21 protein-coding genes and 1 other RNA gene are annotated in these 23714 nt (G+C 31.0%); 2 read left to right on the top strand and 20 right to left on the bottom strand.

The genetic code is table 11. From position 1 onward, the window contains the following. Nucleotides 1–168: 168 nt before the first annotated feature. From HYI43_06845 to HYI43_06810, 8 genes are all read right to left on the bottom strand, one after another. On the bottom strand, nt 169–1047 hold the full coding sequence (locus tag HYI43_06845; protein UDI78272.1) for a 5'-3' exonuclease: 879 nt from the start codon (nt 1045–1047) through the stop codon (nt 169–171). Between the two features lie 18 nt (nt 1048–1065). Then, the gene (locus tag HYI43_06840) at nt 1066–4509 is read right to left on the bottom strand and encodes a dynamin family protein (GenBank protein ID UDI78271.1); all 3444 of its coding nucleotides are present in this window, start codon (nt 4507–4509) and stop codon (nt 1066–1068) included. A gap of 280 nt (nt 4510–4789) precedes the next feature. Next, nucleotides 4790–5428 (bottom strand): SDR family oxidoreductase, encoded by a 639-nt coding sequence (locus HYI43_06835; GenBank protein ID UDI78270.1) that lies wholly within the window; start codon nt 5426–5428, stop codon nt 4790–4792. A gap of 194 nt (nt 5429–5622) precedes the next feature. Further along, nucleotides 5623–6750, bottom strand: a complete 1128-nt coding sequence (locus HYI43_06830) for a class I SAM-dependent RNA methyltransferase (protein ID UDI78269.1) — start codon at nt 6748–6750, stop codon at nt 5623–5625. 114 nt (nt 6751–6864) lie between these two features. Further along, nucleotides 6865–7247, bottom strand: an RNA gene (gene rnpB / locus HYI43_06825) — RNase P RNA component class B. A gap of 131 nt (nt 7248–7378) precedes the next feature. Beyond that, nucleotides 7379–7717 carry a cell division regulator GpsB gene (gene gpsB, locus HYI43_06820; GenBank protein UDI78268.1) on the bottom strand — a complete coding sequence of 113 codons (339 nt, stop codon included), beginning with the start codon at nt 7715–7717 and terminating at the stop codon, nt 7379–7381. A gap of 11 nt (nt 7718–7728) precedes the next feature. Continuing rightward, nucleotides 7729–8292 (bottom strand): DUF1273 domain-containing protein, encoded by a 564-nt coding sequence (locus HYI43_06815; protein ID UDI78267.1) that lies wholly within the window; start codon nt 8290–8292, stop codon nt 7729–7731. A gap of 16 nt (nt 8293–8308) precedes the next feature. Beyond that, nucleotides 8309–8641 carry a DUF1798 family protein gene (locus tag HYI43_06810; protein UDI78266.1) on the bottom strand — a complete coding sequence of 111 codons (333 nt, stop codon included), beginning with the start codon at nt 8639–8641 and terminating at the stop codon, nt 8309–8311. Between the two features lie 332 nt (nt 8642–8973). On the opposite strand from HYI43_06810, the gene recU reads away from it, so the two are divergent. Together recU and HYI43_06800 are read left to right on the top strand one after the other, a co-directional pair. Continuing rightward, nucleotides 8974–9600: a Holliday junction resolvase RecU gene (gene recU / locus HYI43_06805; protein UDI78265.1), complete on the top strand. Its 627-nt coding sequence runs from the start codon at nt 8974–8976 to the stop codon at nt 9598–9600. After that, a complete protein-coding gene (locus tag HYI43_06800; GenBank protein ID UDI78264.1) occupies nt 9597–11909 on the top strand; it encodes a penicillin-binding protein in 2313 nt (770 codons plus the stop codon). Before recU ends, HYI43_06800 begins: the two co-directional genes overlap by 4 nt. A gap of 117 nt (nt 11910–12026) precedes the next feature. On the opposite strand, the gene HYI43_06795 is transcribed toward HYI43_06800, so the two are convergent. The 12 genes from HYI43_06795 to HYI43_06740 form a co-directional block, all read right to left on the bottom strand. Then, nucleotides 12027–12359: a hypothetical protein gene (locus HYI43_06795; GenBank protein ID UDI78263.1), complete on the bottom strand. Its 333-nt coding sequence runs from the start codon at nt 12357–12359 to the stop codon at nt 12027–12029. Between the two features lie 4 nt (nt 12360–12363). After that, nucleotides 12364–13023, bottom strand: coding sequence for an endonuclease III (gene nth / locus HYI43_06790; GenBank protein ID UDI78262.1), 660 nt, complete (start codon nt 13021–13023; stop codon nt 12364–12366). Then, entirely contained in the window at nt 13013–13699 is a 687-nt protein-coding gene (locus HYI43_06785; protein ID UDI78261.1) for a DnaD domain-containing protein, read from the bottom strand. Before HYI43_06785 ends, nth begins: the two co-directional genes overlap by 11 nt. Before the next feature lie 87 nt (nt 13700–13786). After that, nucleotides 13787–15079 (bottom strand): asparagine--tRNA ligase, encoded by a 1293-nt coding sequence (asnS, locus tag HYI43_06780; GenBank protein ID UDI78260.1) that lies wholly within the window; start codon nt 15077–15079, stop codon nt 13787–13789. Nucleotides 15080–15194: 115 nt separating this feature from the next. Further along, the gene (locus HYI43_06775; protein ID UDI78259.1) at nt 15195–17894 is read right to left on the bottom strand and encodes a DEAD/DEAH box helicase family protein; all 2700 of its coding nucleotides are present in this window, start codon (nt 17892–17894) and stop codon (nt 15195–15197) included. 30 nt (nt 17895–17924) lie between these two features. Further along, nucleotides 17925–18896, bottom strand: coding sequence for a biotin--[acetyl-CoA-carboxylase] ligase (locus HYI43_06770; GenBank protein UDI78258.1), 972 nt, complete (start codon nt 18894–18896; stop codon nt 17925–17927). Further along, nucleotides 18883–20085: a CCA tRNA nucleotidyltransferase gene (locus HYI43_06765; GenBank protein ID UDI78257.1), complete on the bottom strand. Its 1203-nt coding sequence runs from the start codon at nt 20083–20085 to the stop codon at nt 18883–18885. The genes HYI43_06770 and HYI43_06765 overlap by 14 nt, the downstream gene beginning before the upstream one ends. Before the next feature lies 1 nt (nt 20086). Next, nucleotides 20087–21217 carry an N-acetyl-alpha-D-glucosaminyl L-malate synthase BshA gene (bshA, locus tag HYI43_06760; GenBank protein UDI78256.1) on the bottom strand — a complete coding sequence of 377 codons (1131 nt, stop codon included), beginning with the start codon at nt 21215–21217 and terminating at the stop codon, nt 20087–20089. Nucleotides 21218–21243: 26 nt separating this feature from the next. Then, complete coding sequence (locus HYI43_06755) at nt 21244–21561, bottom strand: nucleotide pyrophosphohydrolase (GenBank protein ID UDI78255.1); 318 nt, start codon at nt 21559–21561, stop codon at nt 21244–21246. 242 nt (nt 21562–21803) lie between these two features. Then, on the bottom strand, nt 21804–22502 hold the full coding sequence (locus HYI43_06750) for a zinc metallopeptidase (protein ID UDI78254.1): 699 nt from the start codon (nt 22500–22502) through the stop codon (nt 21804–21806). Nucleotides 22503–22528: 26 nt separating this feature from the next. After that, nucleotides 22529–23146, bottom strand: coding sequence for a DUF1405 domain-containing protein (locus tag HYI43_06745; protein UDI78253.1), 618 nt, complete (start codon nt 23144–23146; stop codon nt 22529–22531). A gap of 26 nt (nt 23147–23172) precedes the next feature. Beyond that, a complete protein-coding gene (locus tag HYI43_06740) occupies nt 23173–23709 on the bottom strand; it encodes a YpiB family protein (GenBank protein UDI78252.1) in 537 nt (178 codons plus the stop codon). Nucleotides 23710–23714: the final 5 nt, after the last annotated feature.

Below are 23714 nucleotides of genomic sequence, written 5' to 3'. Positions count from 1 at the left end.
TATTCCGTTCTTTTAGGAGACAATTAGAATAATGATAATAATTTATTTTAAACTGAAAATTTTAAAAAGCTAACGCCATTAGACGCTAGCTTGTACAATGAGCATATAAATTTAGGGATAAGTTGTGTGTGAAATATGTAATCATAACTATCAGCATAAAATAATTATTTAAAAATTTGAAGAAATGTATTTACCAGATACGTATAATTCGTGATCATTACAAATTGATAGTATGTGGTTTAATGAGTGGGCGTATGCCATATCTTTGTATAGTTGTTCTACTTCAAGAGGCACATCCGTATAAATCTCTGCTAACTGCTTTGATAACATTAAGTTATCTTTATCCGCAATGATTTTCTTTTGCTGTGAAGGTGTTAATTGTTCAATATTATTAAGCACTTCTTCAACGCTACCATAATTTTGAATTAATTTAATCGCTGTTTTTTCGCCTATTCCTTTTACTCCAGGATAACCATCAGCAGTATCTCCCATAAAAGCTTTGATATCGATAAGTTGAAGCGGATTCAATTGATACTCATCATTAAAGCGCGTTAAAGTATAACGATTATAAATTGAAAAACCTTTTTTTATTAACCAAACATCAACGTTTTTATTAATACATTGTAAAATATCTTTATCACCCGTGATGATATGAACTTCATTACTTTCAGACAATGATTTCGCTAAAGTGCCAATGACGTCATCCGCCTCATAATTAGGTACCCCTACATTAATAAAACCAAATTGTTCGGATACCTCTTTAACATAATCGAATTGTGGTATGAGCTCATCTGGTGGAGCCGGGCGATTTTGCTTGTATGAAGTGAACATGTCATTTCTAAATGTAGACTGACCCATATCCCAACACACAGCCACGTGAGTAGGATTAATATCATTAATCGCTGTAAAAATATGGCGAACAAAACCTTGCACACCATTAGTTGGTATGCCTTTTGAATTATACATAAATTGATTATGCAAGCTTGTAGCGTAGAAATGTCTAAATAGTAATGCCATTCCGTCTACTAATAGTACACGTTGAGTCATAAATTTTAATCCTTCTTCCTAATATAATAATGCTTTCAATTCTTTGTTAACAGATTGTAATTGTTGAATGAAAGAATCATCCATATTAAATGATAGTAATTCATCAATTTGTGATTGAATCTGCTCATCAAGTTGTTTAAATTCACTTTCTGCTTCTTTATTCATTGTTGATACATATTCTATTAAAGCATGTCTGAACTCACTTAATTGATTTTGTAATAAATTTAAAGTATTAACACTAATTTCTTCTTGAATTTCTCTTTGAGAATTAGGATTTAAAATCTTACGTTTTGTCAGTTGTTTAGGTAATGATGCTACCATATCACTCAAATCGATTCTTAAAAATGCCGTATCTGTGAAATGAGGCGCAATCTCAAATTCTGGTTGTATTAATACGTGAAGTTTATTTAATTTTTGCACGATAGGCGCCACTTGATCATCAAGTTGTTGGTTAAAATATTTCTTGATTCGTTCAATCAATAAACTTTGCTCTAAATATAGGCGTTGATGTATTTGATCAAGGAATGCTTTTGAAGAGATTTTCTTTTCAGCATTAAAATCACTATTTTGAGTCATTTGACTATTATAAACACTTTTTACATCATCTAATAATTGTAATTTTAAACGACCATTTAAATGATATATTTGGTCCTCAACTTCATTATTAGTATGTTGTTCGCTTGTCATCAACATTTGATTTGTTAACCGTTGTTTATGTTGATATTGTTCAAGAGCACTTTGGCGTTCTTCAATTTGTGTTTGATTTGAATGGAAATCATTAATCATTTCATCGAATGACATGCTTATACGTTCAAGCTGTGTAACCATTTGATCTTCTAAAATATTTCTTGATTCGACCTCGACGAATTGTTTAATACTATTACGCAATTGGACAATACCATCATCTTTACTTTGTAATGCTCGTCTACTCGAAACTGCGAAAATATCTGACTCTAAGTTAACTTGACGCAGTGCATCATTCACATAATCTTTCACTGCATTTAAATCATCATCATTTTCAGCTAAATCCGAAGCATTGATAACCATTTTGAAAGCTTGATTCTCATTAAGCTGATTCATATCCTTCATGTGCTCGATAAATGCTTTGTCATTATCAGTAAATGAATGATTAAAATAGCTTACATATAAAATTAAGTCAGATGAAGTTAAAATTTGTTCAGTTTCATTTGTATGACGTTGGTTATTTGAATGTAAACCTAATGAATCAACAATGATTTTATCTTTTAACCATTCAAGAGGTAAGTTGATATGCACAGTTTTCACAAAAGTAGCATATTCATCTTCTGCACTCCACTTTTTGATTTCGTCTTGAGTGATTGTATGTGTTATACCTTTTTCAAGCATATCCTTATAAAGTGTGTAATGTTTTTCCACTGCATTAACAAAAGCAAGTTGATTCTTTTCTAACTGCTGTTTCAAGGAATGAATATCGCTATTAATAAATTCATCTAATGATGCGAAAGATGTGTTATGATACTCAATAAGTTGATTTAATTCATCTAATAATTGCACATTTGTTTTGAGCGTAATTTTACTGTCTTCTCCATAAGACAATTCGGTCGTTGCAGCCGTTGTAGGGTTTGGAGAACTAACTAAATATTGGCCACCTAATAAAGCATTGATGAGGCTACTTTTACCAGCACTAAATGTACCGAAGACCCCTATCTTAACTACTTTATTATCTAATCGATTTAGTGTTTCTTGAATATCTTTTTTCGTTCTATCAAATAAAGGAACAGGTTCAATTAAGTTTAAAGCCTGTTTAATGTTAATTTTATTAGTAACCGATTTAGTGTTTGTATTTTCTTTAGCTTTTTTATTATTAATAGAAGTAGTATCTTTATTCTCTAGAATATAATTGGCTTCTGTACGACCAATGAGCTTATCTAATGAATCTTCCATATGAATATAATAATGACGATAATTCTCAGTAGTTAAAGATTCTTTTAAGTTTTGTAATTCAATATAATGTTCGTAAATTTGTAAATCGTCACTTGCTTCTTCCGATAAGTCAGCAGCTTGCGTATGATTAATTGCATTATCAAATAATGGGTTAGATTGCTTCTCAACAAAATTAGATATCGCTTTTAATACTTCATCGCTAAAGGTTAAAACATATGTATTACTAATACTCGTTTGATCTTGATATAAATTTGATACTAGAGTCGGATTTATTTCATAATGTTGATTTAATATGTCATTGTTGATATCTGTATTATTGATAAAACGAGTTAAGAAAGACATATCTTCTCGTAACGGTTGACGAATTTGTTGGTTCACTTTATCTTGTAATTTATTAATTACTATATTCAAACGACTTTCTTGTTCTTCTTGTTTCTTTTTCTTCTTATTTAAAAAGCCACCTACTTTGAAATCATCGCTCATACTCTCTAAATAATGACGAATATCTTCACGCATATCGTGTGTCATAATATAAGCATTCTCAAGTATATCTTTACGTTTTTGCTTTAAAAAGCTTAATAATTGGTCAGGGTTGTTAAGTAAACGTGCTTCTTCACTAACTGTTTGATTTTGCTTGAATTTAGCATAGTCTTGTTCAAATTCATCTTCGTTAATATTAAGTTGTTCTAAAATATCTTGAATCTCATTCTGAATATAACCCAATTGAGTTTCAGTAATGAAATTGACAGTTCTTTGAACGTAATCATCAATTAATTCTCTATGCTTATCCTTATCAACCAAGTAGTCTGATAATTCATTGATTTGGTTTTCAGGATGATCGAATTTAGATACGTAAAAAATCTTAGTTAATTGAATATCCCAATCTTTGATGGATTTATTTACTCTTTGTTTAAAAGTTTCAAAAGTGATTTCATCTTCATTATGCTTATCAATTTGATTAATAATGAAAATAACAGGAATACCTACATTATTCATGCGTTTCATAAATTGGAAATTAAGTGCTGATTGTACGTGATTATAATCTACTGTATAAAATAAGATATTACTTGTGTACATAAATTGTTCAGTTGTAGATTGATGCGTAGCTACGTTTGAGTCTACACCAGGTGTATCTTGTAAAGTGAATCCATTTTGAAATTTGGTAGAAGGAAAACTGATTTCGACTGATTCAACGTCTACATTTAAACGGTTCATTTGTTTAACTTCATCATAAGTTTTTAATTTAGTATATTGTTGATGTTCAAGATTGGCTATGATGCCCTCTTGATCAGCTACTGAAACAATTGCAGTGTTACTAGTTGTTGGTACAGGTGAACTTGGAAGGATATCTTGTTCAAGTAGTAAATTAATTAATGTAGATTTACCTGCAGAAAAGTGTCCCACAAATGAAGCGGTGTATTGATTTAAATAAACTTTTTTAATAACTTGGTTAATTGTATGTATCAAAGATGTATTATTAGATTTTTCTACTTCTTTTTTTAATTTATATAAAATATCTAATTGCTCGTTATTTGCCATGATTATACCCCTTTATTTCAATCCTCTCATTAATTCATAACGATATGAAAATACATCATCAATTATTTAAGTATGAATAAATATAATGACTTATGATGGAAACTTTTGTTTCTAATGTATATTACTTCATAAGTTATTGCCTTAAATGAAAGCAGAGTCTAAGACACAACTATCTTAGGCTCTTGTTTAGTATAAAAAATCAAAAATAGTACAAAGACTCATTGATTTCATTTATTAAATTTTATCACAATGGGAGTTTTAAACAAATATATAGCAATCATTACTTAAACCAAGCAGGTTTATCACCATCTGTATTCGGTTTGTTTACGCCAATATTTTGTTTTGAATATAATTCAGGATTTTTAGCAATACGTACAGCTAAATTAGCAATGCTACGTCTTGATACTTCAGTTCCTTTAAATTCAGTGTTTTTGTTAGTTATTTCATAATCAGTTTCATTTTTAAAAGTTAACCAAGCAGGACGGATTATAGTATAGTCAATATTTGAAGTTTCAATGATATCTGCTGCTTTACGATATTTTTTTAGTTTATCTCCAAATTGTTCTTTATTAAAAGCATTAAATTTAGGAGGTAGCTCATCATATATACCTGGTGCAGCAATAAAAATAAGACGTGTGACATCTTTTTTAGTCATTGCTTCAATGATGGCTTGAGCTTCGATGTCTAGAGACCCTGATAAACTTGCAAATACCACGTCAACATTGTCTAGAGCTTTTTCTAAGTCATTAACATTTTTGGCATCACCTTCATACACAGTTATTCGATTTGAAGCATAATCAGGTATACGATGTGCATTTCTTAAAAATAAATCTACATTAAAATTAGAATCCTCTAAGAAGATTTTAGTTGCCTCAATTGAGACTTTACCATTTGCGCCTATAATTAAAACTGTTTGCATAACATTCTCTCCTTACTAAGATGTAATTTAAAATTATAGTATCAATATAAAACACTCTTATTATCACTTTACATCAGTAATAATAAGAGTGCTAATGAATTGATTAATTTAATTAAATATTATCAAAGAAATTAAGAAAAATTTACAAATCTAATAAATATTATAATGAATAGTTAAATAATAAAGCGTATGAACTAATGTGGCTTTTTGCCCCAATATTGATAATAAGTACATTCAATATAACCATTAAATAATTTTCTTCTTTTTGTAGCTTTTCGATTTACTAAGTATTCAAATTCTTTATTACTAGTAAGTATATAAGTTGATAGAGCTGAATGCTGATTCATCAATTTTCCAATATAACGATACATTTCTTCGACTTCATCTCTATCGCCAATACGTTCACCATAAGGAGGATTTCCAACCAACGCTACTGGCTCATCAGTATCAATTGTAAGTGTATTCACATCTTTAACACTAAATTGAATAATATCTGCAAGTCCCACTTCTTCAGCGTTACGTTTAGCTATTTCTACCATTTCAGGATCGATATCTGAAGCGTAAACTTCAATTTGTTTATCGTAGTCAGCCTGTTTATCTGCTTCATCTCGCATATCATCGTATATGTTTGGAGGCATCAAATTCCATTCTTCTGATACGAAATCACGATTAAAGCCTGGAGCAATATTTTGAGCAATTAAGCATGCTTCAATTGCAATGGTCCCAGAACCACAGAATGGATCGATAAAGGGTGTATCGCCCTTCCAATTTGCTAGACGCACTAAACTAGCAGCCAATGTTTCTTTAATTGGGGCCTCACCTTGGGCAAGACGATATCCACGTCTATTCAAACCAGAACCTGATGTGTCAATAGTTAGTAATACGTTGTCTTTTAAAATTGACACTTCTACTGGATATTTAGCGCCACTTTCATTTAACCAACCTTTTTCATCATAAGCTTTTTTTAAACGTTCTACAATTGCTTTTTTTGTGATTGCCTGACAGTCAGGTACACTATATAGAGTTGATTTTACACTTCTACCTTGGACAGGAAATTGACCTTCTTTATCGATGATATCTTCCCAAGGTAATGCTTTTGTTTTTTCGAAAAGTTCATCAAATGTTTTGGCATTAAAACGACCGACTACGATTTTTACACGGTCAGCTGTACGTAACCACAAATTACATGTGACAATAGCTTTTGCATCACCTTCAAAGAATATTCGTCCATTTTCTACTTGTGTTTCATATCCCAGTTCTTGAATTTCTTTAGCGACAACGGATTCTAAACCCATTGGACAAACTGCTAGTAATTGGAACATTCACTTGTCTCCTTTTCAATAGCTTTATTTTTATGTTAACAGAGTTAATGATTTATGTATGTAAAAAAATAAAAGCTCTCCGATTAATGGGAGAGCTAAACTAGTCAATGATATTTCTGTAAGCCATGTTCTGTACCGTTGTACTCATCGCGTACACTAGTTGTACTGGTACGTCGGTGGTAACCATCTGTCTACATATCTTCATTTTCGAATGAAGACGTCTCGTTTATACGTTGAATTCCGCTAAACAAGTGCTCCTACCTAATTTGGATTGCTCACTCGAGGGGTTTACCGCGTTCCACCTTTTATATTTCTATAAAAGCTACGTCACTGTGGCACTTTCAAACTAATCTAACCATATCTTACGACTTAGGTTATTTCATTGCCGTCAAATTAATGCCTTGATTTATTGTTTCATCAAGCACGAACACTACAATCATCTCAGACTGTGTGAGCATGGACTTTCCTCTATATTGCTATAGCGATTACCCAAAATATCACTTTTGCGATTATATCACAATTTTTAATACTAAAACAGATATTTTCAATAACATACTGAAAATAATATGAAATTAAAATCAACATGTATCATGTCATACTAATTTAAATGAAAGGTTGTTGATGGTAATTATTTACCAAACACTGCTTTTTCTAAATTTGAAATTCTTTTAAGAATATCGACATTGCTATTTGTAGAACTAGCGTTGTTAGAAGAAAAAGACTTATTATCAGAAGGTCTTGATGTTGCTACTCTTAATCTAAGTTCTTCAACTTCTTTTTTTAATTTGTTGTTTTCTTCAGATAACTTTACTACTTCGTTGTTCATGTCAGCCATTTTTTGATAGTCAGTGATGATATCATCTAAAAAAGCATCTACTTCTTCACGACGATAACCACGAGCCATTGTTTTTTCAAAATCTTTTTCGTAGATATCTTTAGCTGAAAGCTTTAATGAAACATCTGCCATTTTTTTCCACCTCATTCGAAACTTTGATCTTGTTCCCACTGTAGGTCATTTATAAAATCAGTGAGTTCATCAAATGCCACAATATCACAAGTATAGTTTGTTTTATCCATAAAATCAACTAACATCCTCTTGAAGAATTTTGGGCTTCCCTCTTGTTCATCATCATATATTAGTAGTGACATATCGGAATGTTCTAACATGAACTGATCCGTTTGTTTAAATTGAAAAGCACCCTCATACTCCGAATGATGAACGCTTTCTATAAAATCAGCTTTTTGAACGATTTGATTATATTTAATTTGGTTATGCTCATTCCACTTAGAAATATGATTATAAAAAGGCGTGATGATACCTAATTTTAACTCAGGAAAGGTTGATTTTAAATCGATGACTACTTCCGCTGCCCATAATTCAATGCCGATTTGACCTTGTATAAGCACCCATTCTAATCCTTCATCTAAGTATTGTAGTAATTTATGCTTTATAAATTTTTTAAGATAAGTGACTTCTAGCATATCATCTTTAAAAATATTTAATTCAAAAGACTTGTATCCTGTAATATAAACCGTCTTCAAATTAGGTCACTCACCCTTACTTTAAATTTTGATAAATGTATTTTAAATCATAATTGACTGCTTTTAATTTCTCTGTAAACAATTTTCTACTCGTTTTATGAAAATGGCAATCAACAGATAGTTCTTTATAAGATTTAATTAATAAATCAAATTTCTTATCATTCATATATACTAATTCAATTATTTCTGATTTATTATCAATAATTGACTGTAGTTTTTTATCAATTTCTTGTGTATAAGGAACGACTACCTTATAAAAATCATAATCTTCATTAATTGTTTTAACCTTGTGAAAACATTCTTCAATAGTATTTAGCTCAAGTATTAATGATTCAATGACACGCTTCATAAAGTCGCCTCCTACTCCCAATTAATCTATCATATATTTAATATTATCGTCATGTAGTTTTATTTACTTAAATATTACAAATTAAGCGAAATATTGTTTTAACAGTTAAAGAACGTTAAAATAGAGAAGATTAATAATGAAAGACAAACAACTATATGGTAAATTACATAAATTCGTTTGATTCATTATTATCTATTATAGTTTGAAAAGTTTAGGCATTTAAATGATCAATAGTTTAAATGAAGTTGTTTCTATATGCTTAAATTAATTAGTACAATATTGATTTATCTATATTTACTAATGTTTTTATTCAAACTTGAGTGGTGAAGAAGATGAACTATCCCAATGGGAAACCTTTCAAGGGAAATACGACTAAGGTCGGAAGTAATACCCCAAAGCAATCTAGTAATATAGAATATGGTGGCCGTGGTATGACTCTTGAAAAAGATATTGAACTAACTAACGATTATTATTTAAACCATGGCAAAGCGGTTATTCACAAGAAACCTACACCTGTACAAATCGTAAACGTTCAATATCCTAAGCGAAGTAAAGCAGTCATCAATGAGGCTTACTTTCGTACTCCTTCAACTACGGATTATAATGGCGTATATAATGGCTATTATATTGATTTTGAAGCAAAGGAAACTAAAAATAAAACATCATTTCCTTTGAATAACATTCATGATCATCAAGTAAAACATATGAAAGATACGTTTCTTCAAAAAGGAATTGTCTTCTTAATCATAAGATTTAAAATACTTGATGAAGTATATCTATTGCCTTTTTCAAAATTTCAATTTTACTGGGATAGATATAAAAATGAAATAAAAAAATCAATAACGGTTGAAGAAATTAGAAAAAATAGTTACTATATTCCTTATCAGTATCAACCAAGATTAGATTACCTCAAAGCAGTTGATAAGTTGATATTAGATGAAAGTGAGGACCGCGTATGACGGAAAATAAAGGACCTTCTCAGTCTAAAAAAGATCAAAATGGGAAGTCCAAATCAAAAAAGAATAAGAGTGTAAAAAGAACGATTATCAAGATTATAGGCTTTTTAATTATTGCCTTTATCGTTTTAGTTCTACTCGGCATTTTATTATTTGCGTATTATGCTTGGAAAGCACCAGCATTTAACGAATCTAAATTGCAAGATCCAAAACCTGCTGAAATTTATGATAAAAACGGGGACTTGGTCAAAAAATTAGATAACGGCGCAAGAAGAGAACATGTTGAATTAAAAGATGTTCCAAAAAATATGAAATATGCCGTTTTAGCAACTGAAGATAACCGATTCTATGAACATGGTGCAATAGACTATAAACGTCTATTTGGAGCAGTTGGTAAAAACTTGACTGGCGGATTTGGTGCACAAGGTGCTTCTACTTTAACTCAACAAGTAGTTAAACGTGCATTCTTAACTGAACAAAAATCAATTGGCCGTAAAGCTCAAGAAGCTTACCTTTCATACCGTCTAGAACAAGAATACAGTAAAGATGAAATCTTCCAAATGTATTTGAATAAAATTTATTATTCTGATGGTGTTTACGGTGTTAAAGCTGCTGCTAAATACTACTTCAACAAAGATTTAAAAGATTTAAATTTAGCTGAAGAAGCATACTTAGCAGGTTTACCTCAGGTTCCTAACCTTTATAATATCTACGATAATCCTAAACAAGCTGAAAGTCGTAAAGATACGGTATTATATTTAATGCACTATCACCATAGAATTTCTGATAAAGAATACAAAGCAGCTAAGAAAATTAATCTAGAAGCTAACCTAGTTAAACGTTCAACTAAAGAACGTCAAATTGGTACAGATAATTCTGATTCAGAGTATGATTCTTATGTAAACTTCGTTAAGTCTGAATTAATGAACAACAAACACTTCAAGAATAAAAACATGAGCGATGTTTTACAAAGCGGAATCAAAATTTACACTAACATGGACAAAAATGTTCAGAAGACTTTACAAGATCGCATTGATAATGGTAATTACTACAAAAATGATGACCAACGAGTTGGTTCAACTATTCTTGATAGTAAAACAGGTGGCCTAGTTGCAATTTCTGGTGGCCGTAACTATAAAGATGTTGTTGATAACAATGCAGCAACAGATGCGCACTTAACTGGTTCATCATTAAAACCATTCTTAGCGTATGGTCCAGCTATTGAAAATATGCAATGGGCAACGAACCATGCACTTCAAGATGAATCAAGTTATTCAATCGATGGCGGTACTTTCCAAAACTATGACGGTAGTGGTCATGGTACAGTATCTGCATATGATGCATTAAGACAAAGTTTTAACATTCCGGCATTAAAAACTTGGCAACAAGTTAATTCAGATGCAGGTAAAAATGCAGTTAAAAACTTTGCCTCTAAAGTTGGATTGGATTACCAAAGTGATTTAGGTCCTTCTGATGTACTTGGTGGCGGTGCATCTGAGTTCTCACCTACTCAATTAGCTTCAGCGTTTGCTACAATTGCTAATGGTGGTACTTATAACAATGCACACTCAATTCAAAAAGTAGTCACAGCTGATGACGATACAATTGAATTTGATCACACAAGTCATAAAGCAATGAAAGATTATACTGCTTACATGTTAGCTGAAATGTTAACTGGTACATTCAAAGCATACGGTTCAGCTTATGGACATGGCGTATCAGGCGTTACAATGGGTGCTAAAACTGGTACAAGTACTTATGGTACTGAAGTTAACCAACAATATAACCTACCTGATAATGCTGCGAAAGACGTATGGATTAATGGTTTCACTCCTAAATATACAATGTCTATATGGATGGGCTTCAGTGAAATTAAAGAAGGTGGAACTAACTCATTCTTAGGTCACTCTGAACAAGAATATCCTCAATATTTATATGAAGATGTTATGTCAGATATTTCTTCAAGTAATGATGGTGACTTCAAAAAACCAGACTCTGTTAACGGTTCTAGTGCTGATGATTTATCAGTTAGTGGACATCCTGATAATAATACTACTAACCGAAAAGTATATGGTAGCAGTGGTTCAAGTGATAGTAGTTCAAGTAGCTCAAGTAATTCAAGCTCATCAAATAGCTCTGATAGCTCAAGCAATAGTAGTAATTCTAGTAATAGTACAACTACTAATAACTCAACTACTTCAAATGGTAATACTACTGGTTCAACAGCGACACAAGGCGCTAACTCAGTGGGTAGTAAATTATCAAGTCTATTCCATTTAAATAGTATCTTTAACTTTGATAAAGCATCATAAGTTAATAAGGAGCTTAGGCACATGCCTAAGCTCCCTTTTTATTGAGAAAAAGCTTTTTACACTCATATTTTGGACAAGATATATTCCTATAAATAGTTGAATGTAAAAAGCTTTTAATTATTTATTGCGACGATTTTTTCTAATTTGATAAGATGCATTCATTTTAATTAATTCTGTTTTTAAAGTTTTCATCTGACTATAACCCATAAAATGATATTTTCTTGCAATCATATAATTATATCGTTCTTCAAAATTCATTGGAACCACTGGATAATTTTCAAGATTATTAAAATTTATTATATCAATATCATTTATTTGCTTAAAAAATTGAATGATAAGATCAAAGTATTGGTCAATGAGCGGTTTAGCTTCAGGAGATTTTAATGCTCTATTTTTAGAAAAGTTATCAAGTTGTTCTTCAATAACCAAGAAATCTTGTTTAGTTATCATGTTATCAAGCTTCCTTTAATTGAGATTTCATACGCTTTTGCCCTTCTCTACAATCATCAAGCAACGGACATATATCACATTTTGGTTTTCTGGCTATACAATGATAGCGACCGAAAAAGATAAGTTGGTGATGACTTTTACTCCATCTTTTTTTAGGAATAATATCACACAATCTATCTTCCACTTGAGTAACATTATCTTTCCATCTATTAATACCCAATCTTTTTGAAACACGTTCAACATGAGTATCTACAGCTAAAGATGGCTCATCAAAGGCGACACTCATTACTACATTAGCTGTTTTGCGCCCTACGCCAGCTAAACTTTCTAATTCTTTATGAGTGCTTGGTATTTGTCCGTCAAATTTATCTAATAATGAGCAACATAACTTTTGTATATTTTTAGCTTTATTACGATACAAGCCAATGGAACGAATATCCTCTTGTAATTCTTCGATATCAACATTTAAATAGTCTTGGGGTGTTTTATATTTTTTGAAAAGTGAACGTGTAACTTTATTTACTAAATTATCTGTACATTGAGCAGATAACAATACAGCAATAGTAAGTTCAAAAGCATTATCGTGTTTTAACTCGCATTCGGCATCTGGAAACATATTTGCAATAACGTCTATCATTTCAAGTGCTTTTTTCTTACTTATCATCTAAAGTCTCTCCATTTAACCAATCAAATTTAGGGACGTGTTTAACAGTATGCGTCATTGTTGGTTTATTAAATTTTTCTCTAATTTTTTTAGATTCTTCAGTTGTAGTCACATTATTCTTTTTCCAATTTAATAATATACGATCAACGTATTTAAAACTTAATTTATCATGACTATACGCCTCGTCTAAGGCAGCTCTTATGAGTGAGAAATCATGTTGATCAACATCAATCCATTGGTTTAATGTTTCTATTTCATATGGTGATAAAGGTCGAGCAAATAGTTGTTCAATATATTGGAATAAATCTTTAAAGTTGAGTTGTGATTGCGTTTTTTTATTTTCAGATTGCTCTTGAGTTAGCATCATACTCAGTTTGTCATAAAAACTATCTAAATTCATATATTCAGTAAATTTACCTTCTTCATCCTTTTTAACTTGAAGTTCTAATAAATCTCTCTGGATTAAATTTTGAATAATGGAAGTAATCTCTCGAGGTTCCATCTCTGAACCTTTACTTAAGTAGTCTATGGATGGTTGTTTATTCGATGTTTCAGAGGCGTATATCAATTTAATTAAAATGACTAAATCTTTCTCGGACAGTCCTAAATCATTATAATGATCAAACAGTTCACGTCTTATAACGACCGGGCGTGTTTTAAGTTGAAATTTATCCAAGTGGTATACCTCCTTAATTAAAGTTTTAAAAAGCGTCCAGCCAAAAGAACCGACTGGACGACATTATATATATTTCTATTGCAGATATTATGGATATAAACGATTTAATAAACGTGGGAATGGTGCAGTTTCTCTTACGTGTTCAACGCCTGAAATCCATGCTACCGTTCTTTCTAATCCCAATCCAAATCCACTATGTGGAACGCTTCCATAACGACGTAAATCTAAATAGTAGCTATAGCTTTCTGTATCTAATTGATGTTCGTCAATACGTTGTTCTAATAATTCTAAATCATTAATACGCTCTGAACCACCAATAATTTCACCATAACCTTCAGGTGCAATTAAATCTGCACATAAAACGGTATCTTCATTTTCAGGATTTGGTTGCATATAAAATGGTTTGATTTTTGTTGGATAATTCGTGATAAATACAGGTAAATCGTAATGATTTGCAATTGCTGTTTCATGAGGTGCTCCAAAATCTTCACCCCACTCTATATCGTCAAATCCTTCTTCTTTTAAGAATTTGATTGCATCATCATAAGAGATTCTTGGGAATGGTGTTGCTACTTTTTCTAATTTACTAGTATCTCTATCAAGTGCTTTTAAATCTAATTTACAATTTTTAAGTACTGATTGAACAACATGAGCAACGTATTGTTCTTGAATTTCTAAACTTTCTGCATGATTTGTAAATGCCATTTCTGGTTCAATCATCCAGAATTCGATTAAATGGCGACGTGTTTTTGATTTTTCAGCTCTAAATGTAGGTCCAAATGAGAATACACGACCATGTGCCATAGCTGCTGCTTCCATATATAGTTGACCACTTTGAGATAAGAAAGCATCTTCGTCAAAGTACTTTGTATGGAATAGTTCACTTGTGCCTTCAGGCGCACTAGCAGTTAAAATTGGAGGATCAATTTTAGTGAAGCCATTGTCATTAAAGAATTCATAAGTTGCTCTAATAATTTCATTTCTAATTTTCATTACTGCATGTTGCTTTTTAGAACGTAACCATAAGTGACGGTGATCCATTAAAAATTCAGTACCGTGATTTTTGGGTGTAATTGGATAATCATGCGCTTCATGGATAACTTCAATTGATTTCACTTGCATTTCATATCCAAGATCTGAGCGATTATCCTCTGTGATAACACCAGTCACGTAAAGCGAAGATTCTTGAGTAATGTCTTTAGCAAGTTGGAATGTTTCTTCATCTACTTCAGATTTAACTACTACACCTTGCATGAATCCACTTCCATCACGTAATTGTAAGAAAGCGATTTTACCACTTGAACGTTTATTAGTTAACCAAGCTACTATTGTTACCTCTTGGTTAAGATGTTGTTTTGCTTGTTTAATCGTTGTTTTCATAACCAATCTCCTAATTGAAAATTCTTTTAATACAATACTTATTTATTTTAACAAATTAAATAGTTAAGTTCTAGCACATGAGCATCATATGCAAAGGATGTTATTGCTAATCAATTTACTTTTTATCTTGTTCGCGTTGAATATTATTGATGAGTTTACTAAATTGTTTAATGTCGCCTTTTTTCTGTGAGAAATTCTCTAAAGCTTGTGCAAAGAAATTTTTATAACTACTGTTAATTAAACGATCATCAAAAGAAACAATTAAGCCTTTATCATCTTCATTTCTAATTAAACGTCCAAGTCCCTGTCTGAAACGTGTTACAGCATCAGGTAAAACATAATCTTTAAATGTAGATTCAAATTCAGAATCCATTAACCAATGTTTCGTATTGTACTTATTCATGAATGGTAGTTTGGCAATCATAACACACTTAATTCCATTCGCTTGATAATCAAAGCCTTCAAAGAATGTAGACGTGCCAAGTAAAATTGCTTTATCAAAATTATTAAATTGTTGTACTATTTTATAGTTTTGATTTTGTTGTTGTGTTAAAACGACATAATCTTCAAATATTGGTAGCTCATTTAATAATTCTTGAACCATATGCATCATTCGATAACTTGTAAATAGGATTAAACACTTAGACTCAGTAATTGTCACATATTCTTGTATATAATCCACAATAGACGCAACATAATCTTCAATATTTTTAAAATTATAAGATGATACATCACTAGGAATGAAAACATTAGTATTTTTACGATTAGTTAATGAAGATTGAACTTGATACGTATTAAACTGAACATCTTCTTTAAACCAATTTTTAAAGGCATCAAATGAATGATTAAATGTTAGGGTACCAGAAATAAATGTTAAAGAATTAAATTTATCTAAAACTTGAGAAGTGAGGACGTCTCTGACTTCATAATCTTTAACAATAAGTCGAATGGTAGATTTTTGAGTTAAGTTTTTAATTGATAAGTATGCAGTATGATTGTCCTTTAAGCTTTGTTCAATCTGTCTATAACTATCATTGATGTAGAGTAACTGTTTACGAATAGATTTAATCGTTTTATGTGTCATGCCGTTAAATATTTCAAGTGTTTTATTAATTTTATCTACTATTAAATGCAAATCTTTAAGAATTTGAGATGTATCGAATTCAAATACATAATGATAACGGTGAATATCGTCGTCATGCACAACAGAATTTTGAATAATATCAAAAATATGGTTAAACAAATGCTCATTTAATTCATGAACTTCATTGAGATTTGTTTTTAAACCGAACACGTCAATTGGTGCTATATCTAGACGTTCTAGAATACGTTGTTGCTCTAAATGATCAATAACTTTAAGAAGTTTTTCATTTTCATTTTTACCTATCAAACCAAGCTGATATTTTAAATCTGAATAATTTAATTCATTTGTAACTTGGTTCAAGGCATAGTCTGGAAGACGGTGTGCTTCATCAATAATACAGTCATCAAATAGTTGGTATATAGAATTTTCTTGATCTGAATTAATAAGGTGTGCATGATTAGTAATACCGATTTGAATATTATGTGCGTTACGCTTGATATAATTGTAATAATGAATATCGTGTCTAACTGGCACATATGTTTCTACTTTTTGGTCAAAATACATTTTTTGACCACCTTTAAGATTTAAGTCTTGAATATCCCCAGTATTAGTCTCAGTGATCCAAATCAGTAGTTGCATTTTTAAGATATTTACTTCGTAATTGGTTGTTTCATCTTTTAATATTTGGCTTATTAAGCCTAACGAAATATAGTCATTTTTACTTTTTATTAAAGCAGCGTTAATTTTAAAATTTAACGCTTTATTTAAACTAGGTATATCCTTCTGAAGAAGTTGGTTTTGAAGTAATTTCGTATTTGTAGAAATCATTACATGACGACCTGTTTCTATGTTATATACTAAGGCTGCTAATAAGTACGCCAATGACTTTCCACTACCCAATGGTGCTTCAATCAGTGCTTTATCATTATGCATAAGTTGCTCTAATATAATTTCTGATAGATAAAGTTGCTGTGGACGATAAGTTAAATTTAATTCTTCAGTTACTGTTGAATAAAGATGTTTTAAAGAACCGTCAAAGCGAGTTTGTGGTGCTTTTAAATCAATTTGTTTCTTGTAAATAATTTGTTCAAATTGACCAAATTTAGCATCCAAGTCTACTTGTTTATGTTGTCTTACCATTTCAAATAAAATATTAAATAAATCATATTTTAGATTCTTACTTAAATAATACAATTGTTTAAGCGTATCGAGTGGTAGTTGCTCAAATTTATTAAAGGCCTTAATCATTAAATATGCAGTTGTTGTTGCATCTTCATCTGCTCTATGCGCATTTGTTAAAGGTATATTGTGGGACTCCGCTAATTCACTAAGTTGATAGCTTTTATCTGTAGGAAAAGCTATTTTAAATAATTCTAAAGTATCTAAGACCTTCTTAGGTTTAAAGTTTATATTACAATTCGCAAAAGCTTTCTGAATAAAATTCAAATCAAATTCAACGTTGTGAGCGACAAATATACAATCTTTAAGTTGATTGTATACATCATTTGCAATTTCATGAAAATAAGGTGCTTGTTCTAACATTGTCTCTTCGATAGATGTTAATGCTTGGATAAACGGCGGGATTTCCAAATCAGTACGAATCATCGAATGATACGTCCCTGATATTTTATTATCACGAACGAACGTAATTCCGATTTGAATAATTTCATCATGATCAAGTTGATTACCGGTCGTTTCTAAATCTACAACCGCAAAACTTGTATTTGCCATAATTACCTCTCCTTATCTCCATGTGTCATATTATATGTCTATATCTGCACTAATGAGACGACGAACTTCATTAGCATCATCTTTAACCATTAAAAAGCCATCTTTATCAATATCTACAGCTTCACCTACAAATTGTTGGCCATTTTCCGTGAATCGTAATTTACGATGCCATATATTCGATGCCTCAATATACTCTGATCTAATTGTTTCAAAAGACTGAGTTAAAAATTGGTTATATCGATAATTTATCGATGAAATAAGTGTTTTTAAAAATGCATAGCGCTCAATTTTAGTTGCACTATGTAATCTAATACTTGTGGCTCTATGTTTGATTTCTTCTGAAAAATCATCTTCTAAATGGTTGAGATTTATTCCTGTGCCACAAATAATTGCATCAATCGTATCATAATTCGCAACCATTTCAGTTAAGAAACCGCATACTTTTTTATCACCAATATAAATATCATTCGGCCACTTAATTTCAACTTTATCAATTGTAAATTCTTGAATTGCTTCTCTAATACCTAATGCAATAAATAAATTAAATTTAGGCATCATAGAAAATGGCACATTAGGTCTTAAAACTAATGACATCCACAAACCTTTACCTTTTGATGATGACCAGTTTCGATTAAAACGACCCCGCCCTAGTGTTTGTTCATCGCTTAGCACAATCATTGAGTCATTATTGCCAACGAGCTCTTGTTTAGCAATTGTTTGAGTAGAATCGACTGAATCATAAACTTTAACTTTAGAGGCTAATGGATTATCACTAAGTACATAAGACACAATACCACTATACCATCGATCAGGAAGTTGATTTAACTGGTGTCCCTTATGATTAATTGAATCAATTTGACAGCCATCTGCTTTCAGTTGATCAATCACTTTTTTTACTGCTGCTCTTGAGATATTTAATTGATCAGCAATGTATTGTCCTGAAATATATTCTAATTGATGATCATATAGCATGCGTATAACGTCTTGGCTATATTTTGACATTGTTGTTCACCCACTTTAAGATTTCTTGCTTTGTATTTTGTACCTTTTGTGTCACAACGGCACATTCGATTTCACGAAGCACTTCTTTCAACCAAGGCCCACTTTTTTTCTGAAAATAATCAATTAAATCGCTACCATTAACTACTATATCTTTACGCTGTTTTACTGGGAGTTGGCTTGTAACTTCTTGTATAGATTGAGGATTTAACACTAGTGGCGACCCAGTTTTGATGTGATTATCTTCAAGTATAAAACGAATAGAAAGAACATCTAAAATTTTTGCTTCTCCAAAGTCATATACAAACATCTTTAATGCCTCTTTAGTAGTTATTTTTGGTAGTTCAACAATTATTCTGTGATAAAGTTGAATATCTGTCTTTTCTTGATTACTCATCTTTAATGTAGTTAAAGATGATTGTGGTTGCTCTTTTGTGATAAGAATTGCTAACCAAAGTTCAAAACGAATCGAATCAGTAATTTCAGTCATTGACATATTCAATTCTTTGAAGAAAGGTACATAATTAAATAGATTTAACTGCAACATGTTATTATAGCTTTGATTCACATTCTTGCCAGTTATTAACTTTTTAAACTCAACGATAATGCGTTCAATTGATAAATGTTTAATGTCTGCAATTTGATTTTGCATTGCAAGAAAGGTTTCATTCTCTATAGTGAAATTTAATTGGGATTGAAAACGCAATCCTCTAATGATTCTTAAAGCATCTTCGCTGAAACGTTCTTGTGCAGTTCCAACTGTTCGAATGACGTGTTGCTCTAAGTCCATTTGTCCACCGAAATAATCATATACCTTAAAGTCTTTGTCCATTGCAATTGCGTTAATCGTAAAATCACGACGTTGTAAGTCTTCTTTTAAATTACGTACAAAGTAGACTTCACTTGGTCTACGATGATCAATATATTCAGCTTCAGCTCTAAATGTAGTTACTTCATAATTTTCTCCCAAATGTACAACATTAATTGTGCCATGTTCTTTACCGATTGGTATAGTTTTATCAAATAATGATTCAATTTCATCAGGTGTGGCACTCGTCGTAATGTCGATATCATGTATAGGTCTATTTAATAAATAATCTCTAACGGAGCCACCAACAAAATAAGCTTCGTAACCGTGTTCTTCAATTTTTTCTAAAATGGGTATTGCTTTTAAAAATAATTCAGTTCCCATATTATTCCTCTTCTTGATTTAACATTTTTCGATAATAGCATTCATATTGATCAGTGATTAATTCTGAAGCAAAACGTTCTTGAATATCTTCTAACATTGCAGTTTGAAACGTATGATATAACTTTTTATCGGTTAGTAGTTGAAGTGCATACCGACTCGCAGTTTCACTATCACCAATGTCAACAATGTAACCTGTTTGGTTATGTTTGATGACTTCTTTAATACCGCCAGCATTAGAGCCTATTGGTACGACACCAGTCTTCATAGCTTCAAGTAATGTGAGACCAAAGCTCTCTTTCTCACTAAGAAGAAGTACTAAATCAGCCATTTGATAAAATTCACTCACCTGATCTTGCTTACCTAAGAATAGTACATCTTCTTCGACTTTTAATTCTCGTGCTTTTTTACGCATATCAAGTAGTTCTGGTCCATCGCCTAATAACACAAGTTTACTTGGCAGTGCTTTATGGACTTTAGCAAAGGTTTCTAAAATAGTATCAATACGTTTTACTTTTCTAAAATTTGAAACATGAATTAAAACTTTTTCTTCCGGTTTAATTCCATAAACTTCTTTAAGTTTAGTATCATGACGTGTTGGAAATTCATTTTCCCGAACAAAATTATAAATTGGTATAATATCTTTATCAGTTTCAATAATAGACTTTGTTTGTTCAGCCAATGAACGACTGACACTTGTGACAATATCACTTTGTTCTATACCAAATTTGATTGCCCCTTTTAATGAATGATCATAACCGAGCACTGTAATATCAGTGCCGTGCAATGTAGTCATAATCTTAATATCTTTACCAGACATTTGACGTGCTAAAATACCACAGACCGCGTGTGGAACGGCGTAGTGCATATGAAGAATATCTAAATCATACTCTTTAATGACTTCTGATATTTTTGTACTTAAAGTAATATCATATGGAGGATATTGAAAGACGGCATATTGATTCACTTCAACCTGATGAAATATGATATTGGGTAGCGGTTTACGTATTCTAAACGGAATATTTGAAGTAATAAAATGTACTTCATGACCTCTTTCGGCCATTTTAATGCCGAGTTCCGTAGCTATAATACCTGATCCACCCATCGATGGATAACATGTTATACCGATTTTCATAAACACACCATCCTCCTTACTATAAATTATTTTCGTTCAAAACGATTTTTATCACGATGATTAAATTTTGCCATTGTTTCATCAAAACTTTCTGTCATATCTATATCTAATGAATTGGCTAAACAAAGTAGTACAAATAGATTGTCACCTAATTCAGCTTTAATTGAATTATCAGCTTCAGAGTCTTTTTTCTTTTTCTCACCATGAAAATGATTGATTTCTCTAGCAAGTTCGCCAACTTCTTCAGTTAAACGTGCTAGATTCGCTAATGGAGAGAAATAGCCCACTTTGAATTGACCAATGTATTCATCTACTTCATTTTGCATATCTTTCATTGATTTCATATTAAGACTCCTTTTTTAATGTTTCTTAATTAGTATATATCATATCGTTCAATCATGCATTTGATGAATTTCTTTCATGTGAAATTAAATTTATATTTAAAGAGGATATAAATCTTGTGAGAATGTGTATAGGTAGAAATAAAATAGTATTACATTAAAAAAGACAATTTCTATTAGATAAATAGAAATTGCCATTTTTATATAATATTTATGATTTTTTAATTCGTTTCATTCTCAAAGTATTAATTATCGCTTGCTCTTGCAATTAGAATAATTCTTACTAGTTCTGCTACAGCAGTTGCTGTTGCAGCTACATAAGTCATTGCTGCAGCTGATAACACTTTCTTAGCATGTTTATATTCTTTTTCATTTACTATATTTAAAGCTGTGATTTGTTTCATTGCTCTTGAACTCGCATCAAACTCAACAGGTAATGTTACGATTGAGAATAACACTGCAAGTGACATTAAACCAGCACCAATCCATAGTGCAGTTGACCCAAATGCACTACCTAATGCTGTAAGAATAATACCTAACATGATAATCATATAACTTAATGAACTACCTAGGTTAGCTAATGGCACTAATGCAGTTCTGAAACGTAAAAATGCATAACCTTGTTGATGTTGAATTGCATGTCCAACTTCGTGTGCAGCAATAGCTGTACCAGCTACTGAAGGTCTATCGAAGTTTGCAGGAGATAAACAAACCACTTTTTTGTTAGGATCATAATGGTCAGTTAAAAAGCCTTCACCTTTAACAACATCCACGTCGTAAATTCCGTTAGCATGAAGTATTTCTTCAGCTACCTCACGACCAGTTTTACCACTTGTTGATCTAACTTGCGAATACTTTTCATAATTTGATTTGACTTTGTGTTGTGCCCACATAGGAATGAGCATAATAATAACGATATATATTATATAAGACACGATTGACAATAATTCCACTCTCCTTTAATGATATTTTACTTACTCTTGCCTTTATAATCAAATAATTTAACCGTTAAAATTTTTTGAAGATAAAAATAAAGAATCAATGCGAATACGCTTAACCAAAAGGCAATATACCCTACTGTAACAATATGATTTGCTATAAAATGATAATATGGATATTTATCCAATATATAATCCACAAAATCATTATTAAATACCCAAATCATAGAAATAAATAATCCACTAATTGCTATTTTAAATCTTGGATAAAAATAAATGGCTTCTATTGCCATAATGCCATGACTCATTATCAAGAAAATATTCATAATAGTGATATCGTGTTCATAATGAATCATCATGATATTCATTACAACTGCCCATATTCCATATTTAATTAAGGTTACAAAAGCCAATGCTTCTATAATGGGATACTGCTTATTTAAAATTAGTCCTACAATCGCGAAGCATAAAAATAATGAGGCAATCGGACTATCAGGCACAAATGGTAAAAAATACCACTTTGTTTTAATAAGTTGATCACTATACCATATAAAGCCATATATGGTACCTAATATATTAAATAAAAGCAAAATTATGATACATGAGCGATGATAAAGTGTGAGCTCCCACATTTGTTTAAAGGTAGGCATAATGTTTTATTCCTTCACTTAAGAATTTAACGTGCTTGAAAAACATTCAAAATTTGTGATAATTGATAAAATTGTTCCCGATCTTTCATCTGAAGACTTAAATCAATATTTTGTTGCAATTGTTCGATGAGCGTATGTGCTTTATATGAATCAATTGATAAATGATAAATGTTACCAAGATATGCAGCATACTGTGATGAGTACATCAATTGTTGAATGATTAAGTCATTTAAACGTACGTCAACAGCCTCCTGACTATCAAAATGAATTAATATATCTATCGTTCCATCATAAGCAGTGATATATTTAAAAATTTCATTAGTATTCATAAGTATATGATTATTTTTAACCAATTTAATAGCAGAGGCGTTTGAACCTTTCAAACCAATTTCAAGCGTTTGATGATTACTGATTGTTTCGTTTACAAAATGAACTTGCTTTAATTTATTAGATGAAGATTTCAAATAATTTAAAATCCACACACTAATTCGTGATTTAAAATGATAATGAAACAAAGCGTATTCAATATAGCTTTGTTTCATATCTATAAGTGTTTGATTCAAATCAC

The organism is Staphylococcus taiwanensis, assembly GCA_020544305.1.
Classification (GTDB): Bacteria; Bacillota; Bacilli; order Staphylococcales; family Staphylococcaceae; genus Staphylococcus; species Staphylococcus taiwanensis.
The sequence above is the reverse complement of the archived record's forward strand: the minus strand, read 5'-3'. Positions and strand labels throughout refer to the sequence as shown.

Coding starts and splice junctions, on each gene's coding strand:
- asnS (UDI78260.1), bottom strand. CDS start 15,079: ATGAAAACAACGATTAAACAAGCAAAACAACATCTTAACCAAGAGGTA.
- gpsB (UDI78268.1), bottom strand. CDS start 7,717: ATGGCAGATGTTTCATTAAAGCTTTCAGCTAAAGATATCTACGAAAAA.
- HYI43_06765 (UDI78257.1), bottom strand. CDS start 20,085: ATGGGAACTGAATTATTTTTAAAAGCAATACCCATTTTAGAAAAAATT.
- bshA (UDI78256.1), bottom strand. CDS start 21,217: ATGAAAATCGGTATAACATGTTATCCATCGATGGGTGGATCAGGTATT.
- HYI43_06800 (UDI78264.1), top strand. CDS start 9,597: ATGACGGAAAATAAAGGACCTTCTCAGTCTAAAAAAGATCAAAATGGG.
- HYI43_06755 (UDI78255.1), bottom strand. CDS start 21,561: ATGAAATCAATGAAAGATATGCAAAATGAAGTAGATGAATACATTGGT.
- HYI43_06840 (UDI78271.1), bottom strand. CDS start 4,509: ATGGCAAATAACGAGCAATTAGATATTTTATATAAATTAAAAAAAGAA.
- HYI43_06810 (UDI78266.1), bottom strand. CDS start 8,641: ATGAAGCGTGTCATTGAATCATTAATACTTGAGCTAAATACTATTGAA.
- recU (UDI78265.1), top strand. CDS start 8,974: ATGAACTATCCCAATGGGAAACCTTTCAAGGGAAATACGACTAAGGTC.
- HYI43_06745 (UDI78253.1), bottom strand. CDS start 23,146: ATGCCTACCTTTAAACAAATGTGGGAGCTCACACTTTATCATCGCTCA.
- nth (UDI78262.1), bottom strand. CDS start 13,023: ATGATAAGTAAGAAAAAAGCACTTGAAATGATAGACGTTATTGCAAAT.
- HYI43_06835 (UDI78270.1), bottom strand. CDS start 5,428: ATGCAAACAGTTTTAATTATAGGCGCAAATGGTAAAGTCTCAATTGAG.
- HYI43_06770 (UDI78258.1), bottom strand. CDS start 18,896: ATGTCAAAATATAGCCAAGACGTTATACGCATGCTATATGATCATCAA.
- HYI43_06795 (UDI78263.1), bottom strand. CDS start 12,359: ATGATAACTAAACAAGATTTCTTGGTTATTGAAGAACAACTTGATAAC.
- HYI43_06775 (UDI78259.1), bottom strand. CDS start 17,894: ATGGCAAATACAAGTTTTGCGGTTGTAGATTTAGAAACGACCGGTAAT.
- HYI43_06830 (UDI78269.1), bottom strand. CDS start 6,750: ATGTTCCAATTACTAGCAGTTTGTCCAATGGGTTTAGAATCCGTTGTC.
- HYI43_06845 (UDI78272.1), bottom strand. CDS start 1,047: ATGACTCAACGTGTACTATTAGTAGACGGAATGGCATTACTATTTAGA.